Genomic DNA, 6568 nt, shown 5'->3' with positions numbered 1-6568 from the left:
TGCTCCGCCCAGATCACCTTGCCCTCGGGCAGGAAGCGCGTGCCCCAGCGCTGCGTGAACTGGGAGATCAGGAACAGGCCCCGGCCGCCCTCGTCGGTGGTGCGGGGGTGGCGGAGGTGGGGTGCGGTGGCGCCGCCGTCGTGCCCGAGGACGTCACGAGGGTCCTGGCCGGGGCGACCGTCACCGAGGCCGAGGCCGAGCGCGCGTCCCACGCGGTGGCCGTGTCCCGGCCGCAGGCGGTGGCGGACCTGGACCGCGAGGCGGTGCGGGCGACGGGCTGACGGTACGGCTGCGCCAGGGAGGAGCGCGGGGAGGTGCGCGGGGAGGTGCGCGGACGCGTCGGGGGACGACCGCGCACCTCCCTCTGCTTTCCCTGGCCGCCGAGGGATCTCGTGGGTGATCGTGAACCCCGTCGAAGCTGCGGGATTCGTGCGGTTCGTGGTGGTTCGTGCGGACGCGGGCGGCGGCAGGACTCAGGAATTCCTTAGCGTCCCGCGTGCTTGCATGGCCGCAATGAGGACGGCTCGTGTGCGCAGGCCGTGCGTGGCGCGTCCCGGTGGGGGCCGAACTCCGGCTGCCCCGTCGGCGCGCGCGTGGACGTACGAGCTGTCGATCGGTCCACTCCCACGGGTACGGACGACTGCCCGACCGGTCCTCGACGTGGCGGTGGAAAGAGGGAAGATGACCAAGCGTGCACTCATCACCGGAATCACCGGGCAGGACGGCTCCTACCTGGCGGAACACCTCCTCGGCCTGGGCTACCAGGTCTGGGGGCTCTGCCGGGGCCAGGCCAACCCCCGCAAGGACCGCATCGCGAAGCTGATCCCGGAACTGAACTTCGTGGACGGCGACCTCATGGACCAGGGCAGCCTGGTGTCGGCGGTCGACCTGGTCCAGCCCGACGAGGTCTACAACCTGGGCGCCATCTCGTTCGTGCCCATGTCCTGGCAGCAGCCGGAACTGGTCACCGAGGTGAACGGCACCGGTGTGCTGCGCATGCTGGAGGCGGTCCGCATCGTGCAGGGCCTCGGCAAGTCCTCCGGCGGCGCGCCCCGCGGCCAGATCCGCTTCTACCAGGCCTCCTCCTCCGAGATGTTCGGCAAGGTGGCGGAGAGCCCGCAGCGGGAGAACACGCCGTTCCACCCGCGCAGCCCCTACGGCGTGGCCAAGGCGTTCGGGCACTACATCACCCAGAACTACCGTGAGTCCTACGGGATGTACGGCGTCTCCGGCATCCTGTTCAACCACGAGTCGCCGCGCCGCGGCGCCGAGTTCGTGACCCGCAAGATCTCCCTGGCGGTCGCGCAGATCAAGCTCGGCCTGATGGACAAGATGAGCCTCGGCAACCTCGACGCCGAGCGCGACTGGGGCTTCGCCGGGGACTACGTCCGCGCCATGCACCTGATGCTCCAGCAGGACGAGCCGGGCGACTACGTCGTCGGGACCGGCGCCATGCACACGGTCCGGGACGCCGCCCGGATCGCGTTCGAGCACGTGGGCCTCGACTGGGAGGAGCACGTCGTGGTCGACCCGAACCTGGTGCGCCCCGCCGAGGTGGAGACCCTCTGCGCCGACTCCGGCAACGCCCGCCGCGAGCTCGACTGGGAGCCCGAGGTCGACTTCGAGCAGCTGATGCGCATGATGGTCGAGTCGGACCTGCGGCAGGCGTCCCGCGAGCGGGACTACAGCAGGCTGCTGTCCAGCAGCAGTTGGTAGCCGGTAGCCGGTAGCCGGTAGCCGGTAGCCGGTAGCCGGTAGACATCGACGTATCCCTTGGGGCCCGGCCGGACCCGTACGGCCGGGCCTTCGCGCTGCCCGCGTCCCGCGGGCCGACGGTCCGCGCACGGCCCGCACACACTAGGGATTTCCAAAGCTCCGCGCCCGCAGACTGAGGCCATGATCTGCGGAACTGTGTGCACGGCACGCGCCCCCGGCGTGTGCTCCAAGAGGTCGGCCGGTGCGTCTCCCGGCCGCCCGCGTGCCGGGGATCCGCCGTCATCCCCCCGCCCCGACGCCTAGTCCGGGCCGGATCCGCACGCGTGTGACACACCGACTCCGGCGGGCCACCCCGCTCCCGCCCCCACCGACAGTTCTCCTCCCCAAGGACACCTCGGCCGGCCCGGCGCCCAGCCGCCCCGGGCGCCCGGTGTCCACGCCGGACCACCAGCTGTCCGCCGGTCTTCTTGCAGATGGGTTGCGTTGATAATGGACAAGGAACAGAAGCTCCGGGACTACCTCAAGCGGGCGAGCGCCGATCTGAAGCGTTCGCGGCAGCGGGTGAGCGAGCTGGAGGCCGCGGCCACCGAACCCATCGCGATCGTCGGCATGAGCTGCCGCTACCCCGGTGACGTCAGCAGCCCCGAGGACCTGTGGCGGATGCTGGTCGCCGGGGAGAACGGCATCACCGGCATGCCCGGGGACCGCGGCTGGGAGGCGGCCGTCGGGGACGGCCCCGCCGACTTCCGGGGCGGCTTCCTGCACGACGCGCCCGCCTTCGACCCGGACTTCTTCGGCATCTCGCCCCGCGAGGCGCTGTCCATGGACCCGCAGCAGCGGCTGCTCCTGGAGACCGGCTGGGAGGCGTTCGAGCGGGCCGGCATCGACCCCGCCGGCATCCGCGGCAGCCGTACCGGCATGTTCGTCGGCGCCATGCCGCAGGACTACCGGGTCGGCCCCGACGACGACGTGCAGGGCTTCCAGCTCACCGGCAACGCCACCAGCATCCTGTCGGGGCGCCTGTCGTACTTCTTCGGCGCCGTCGGTCCGGCCGTGACCGTCGACACCGCCTGCTCCTCCTCCCTCGTCGCCCTGCACCTGGCCGCGCAGTCGCTGCGCGCGGGGGAGTGCTCGATGGCGCTGGCCGCGGGTGTCACCGTGATGGCGAGCCCCACCACCTTCGTCGAGTTCGCCCGGCAGGGCGGCCTGGCCGGCGACGGCCGCTGCAAGTCCTTCGCCGACGCCGCCGACGGCACCGGCTGGTCCGAGGGCGTCGGCGTCCTCGTCCTGGAGCGGCTCTCCGAGGCCCGCCGCAACGGCCACCAGGTACTGGCCGTGGTCCGCGGTTCCGCCGTCAACCAGGACGGCGCCTCCAACGGCCTGACCGCCCCCAACGGCCCCTCCCAGCAGCGCGTCATCGAGTCCGCCCTGGTCAACGCCCGGCTCACCGCCGCCGACGTCGACGCGGTCGAGGCGCACGGCACCGGCACCGTCCTCGGCGACCCCGTCGAGGCGCAAGCGCTGCTCGCGACGTACGGCCAGGGGCACGACCCCGAACGACCCCTGCTGCTCGGCTCGGTGAAGTCCAACATCAGCCACACGCAGGCCGCCGCGGGCGTCGCCGGCATCATCAAGATGGTCATGGCGATGCGCCACGACCTGCTGCCCCGGACCCTGCACGTGGACGAGCCGTCCACCCACGTCGACTGGTCGGCGGGCGCCGTGAAGCTGCTCACCGAGCCCGCGCCGTGGCCGCGCCGCGAGGACGCCCCGCGCCGCGCGGGCATCTCCTCCTTCGGCCTGTCCGGCACCAACGCGCACGTCATCATCGAGGAAGCCCCGCAGGAGGCGCCCGCCGAGGACACGGCCGACACCCCCGCCGTCACCGCCGGCACCCTGCCCTGGCTGCTGTCCGGCCGCACCGCCGACGCGCTGCGCGCCCAGGCCGCCCGGCTCCTCGACCACCTGGCCGCCCGCCCCGACCTGCCCGCCCTGGACGTCTCCCACGCCCTGGCCACCACCCGCTCCGCGCTGGAGCACCGGGCGGCGTTCACCGCCGCCGACCGGGACGCCGCCGTCGCCGCCCTCACCCTGCTCGCCGCGGGCGAGGACGCCCCCGGCGTCACCACCCACCAGCTGCGCGGCCGCACCAAGCTCGCCGTGCTCTTCTCCGGCCAGGGCTCCCAGCGCCCCGGCATGGGCCGCGAACTGTACGCCCGCTTCCCCGTGTTCGCCCGCGCCCTCGACGAGGTCCTCGGCCACCTGGACGCCGGGCTCGACCGGCCGCTGCGCCCCCTCCTCCTCGCCGAGGAGGGCAGCGAGGACGCCGGGCTGCTGCACCGCACCGGGTACGCGCAGCCCGCCCTCTTCGCCCTCGAAGTGGCCCTGTACCGGCTGGTCGAGTCCTGGGGCGTCACCCCGGACCACCTCACCGGCCACTCCGTCGGCGAGATCGCCGCCGCCCACGTCGCCGGGGTGTTCTCGCTGGAGGACGCCTGCACCCTCGTCCTGGCGCGCGGCCGGCTCATGCAGGCGCTGCCCGAGGGCGGCGCCATGGTGTCCCTGGAGGCCGCCGAGGACGAGGTCGCGCCGCTCGTCGCCGAGCACGCCGGACAGGTCTCCGTCGCCGCAGTCAACGGCCCCTCTGCCGTGGTCGTCGCGGGCGCCGAGGACGCGGTGGAGGAGATCGCCGCGCGGATCGCCGCCCTCGGCCGCCGCACCCGGCGGCTGCGCGTCTCGCACGCGTTCCACTCGCCACTGATGGAGCCGATGCTGGACGAGTTCCGGGCGGTCGTCGCCGGGCTCTCCCCGCAGGCGCCCACCATTCCGGTCGTCTCCAACCTGACCGGCGCGCCCGCCACCGTCGAGCAGCTCACCTCCGCCGACTACTGGGCCGACCACGTCCGCCACGCCGTGCGCTTCGCCGACGGCGTCTCCTGGCTCGCCGGGCACGGCACCGGTGTCTTCCTCGAACTCGGCCCCGACGCCACCCTCGCCGCCCTCACCCGCAGCGTCCTCGACGCCGCCGGTGACGACCGCGCCGCCGTCCTGCCCGCACTGCGCAAGGACCGCGCCGAGGAGACCGCCCTCACCGAGACCGCGACCGGCCTGCACCTGCGCGGCGTCCCCCTGCGCTGGGACCGCTTCTTCGAGTCCACCGGCGCCCGCCGCACCGACCTGCCCACCTACGCCTTCCAGCACCGCCGGTTCTGGCCCAAGGGCGTCACGGGCCTCACCGGCGACATGCGCTCCGCGGGCCTCGGCGCCGCCCACCACCCGCTGCTCGCCGCCGCCGTCACCCTCGCCAACTCCGACGGCACCCTCCTCACCGGCCGCCTCTCGGTGCGCACCCACCCCTGGCTCGCCGACCACGCCGTCGGCGGCACCGTGCTGCTGGCCGGCACCGCCTTCCTGGAGCTGGCCGTCCGGGCCGGCGACGAGGTCGGCTGCGACCGCGTCGAGGACCTCACCCTCGCCGCCCCGCTCGCGCTGCCCGAGGACGGCGGCGTCCAGGTCCAGGTGTGGATCGGCAGTCCCGACGAGACCGGCCGCCGCGCCCTGACCCTGTACTCCCGCCCCGACGGCGACGACGAGCTGCCCTGGACCCAGCACGCCGCCGGCACCCTCGCCTCCGGCGCCCACCGCGCCGAGGAGTTCGACGCCGCCGTCTGGCCGCCCGCCGACGCCGAGGCCGTCGACCTCGACGGGTTCTACGACGGCCTGGCCGCCGCCGGTTTCTCCTACGGCCCCGCCTTCCGCGGCCTGCGCGCCGTCTGGCGGCGCGGCGAGGAGACCTTCGCCGAGGTCGCCCTCGACGCCGGACCCGCCGGCGACGCCCCCGGCTTCGGCCTGCACCCGGCGCTGCTCGACGCCGCCCTGCACGCCACCGCCCTCGCCCCGCTCGGCGAGGACGCCCGCGGCGGGCTGCCGTTCGCCTGGCAGGACGTCACCCTGCACGCGACCGGCGCCACCGAGGCCCGGGTCCGCCTCACACCCGCCGGTGACGACGCCGTCGCCCTGGCCGTCGCCGACACCACCGGCGCGCCCGTCGCCTCCGTCGGCTCCCTGGTGCTGCGGTCGGCGCGTGACGCGGGGAGTACCGCCGCGACCGCGCCGACGCGCGACGCCCTGTTCGCCCTCGACTTCGCCCGCGTCACCGCCGACGGCACCCTGCCCGGCACCGTCGGCCTGCTCGGCACCGACCCGTTCGCGCTGAGCGCCGCCCTGACGGCCGCCGGCGCCGAGGTCACCGCCGTCGGCGCCGGGGACACCGACGCGGACGCCCCCTCGCTGGTCCTGGCCCCCGTCGCCGGTACCGGCGACGACGACGTGCCCGCCGTCGCGCACACCCTCACCGCCCGCGTCCTGGGGCAGCTCCAGGAGTGGCTCGCCGACGACTCCCGCACCGGCTCCCGGCTGGTGTTCGTCACCCGGGGCGCGGTCGCCGCGGGCGACAGCGGCGTCACCGACCCGGCCGCCGCCGCCGTCTGGGGCCTGGTCCGCGCGGCCCAGGCCGAACACCCGCACCGCTTCGGCCTGCTCGACCTCGACCCCGACGGCGACGACGCCGCCACCGGGTTCGCCGCCGCGCTGACCGCCGACGAGCCGCAGACCGCCGTCCGTGACGGCGCGGTCCTGGGCGCCCGGCTGACCCGCGTCCGCCCCGGCGCCGACGACACCGCGGCCACCCCCTGGAACCCGGACGGCACCGTCGTCGTCACCGGCGGCACCGGCGGGCTGGGCGCCGTCCTCGCCCGCCACCTCGTCGCCGGGCACGGCGTACGGCACCTGGTGCTCGCCGGACGGCGCGGCGCCGACGCGCCCGGCGCGCGCGAACTCGCCGCCGAACTGG

General features: G+C 75.0%; 2 protein-coding genes and 1 pseudogene. 2 read left to right on the top strand and 1 reads right to left on the bottom strand.

Translation table 11 applies throughout. The annotated features are described in order from the left end of the window. Positions 1 to 140 (bottom strand): annotated as a pseudogene (locus tag UW392_RS11215) (ATP-binding protein); the annotation flags it as partial. A gap of 541 nt (positions 141 to 681) precedes the next feature. Between UW392_RS11215 and UW392_RS11205 the strand changes: the two are divergent. Both UW392_RS11205 and UW392_RS11200 read left to right on the top strand, forming a co-directional pair. Then, positions 682 to 1716, top strand: a complete 1035-nt coding sequence (locus UW392_RS11205; protein ID WP_320774775.1) for a GDP-mannose 4,6-dehydratase — start codon at positions 682 to 684, stop codon at positions 1714 to 1716. 489 nt (positions 1717 to 2205) lie between these two features. Continuing rightward, positions 2206 to 6568: beta-ketoacyl synthase N-terminal-like domain-containing protein (locus tag UW392_RS11200; RefSeq protein WP_320774774.1), on the top strand; the 4363-nt coding region annotated here is incomplete at its 3' end.

The sequence above is a fragment of the Streptomyces sp. CRN 30 genome (assembly GCF_034105845.1).
Note: the sequence above shows the minus strand (reverse complement) of the source record. Positions and strands in the feature narration are given on the sequence as shown.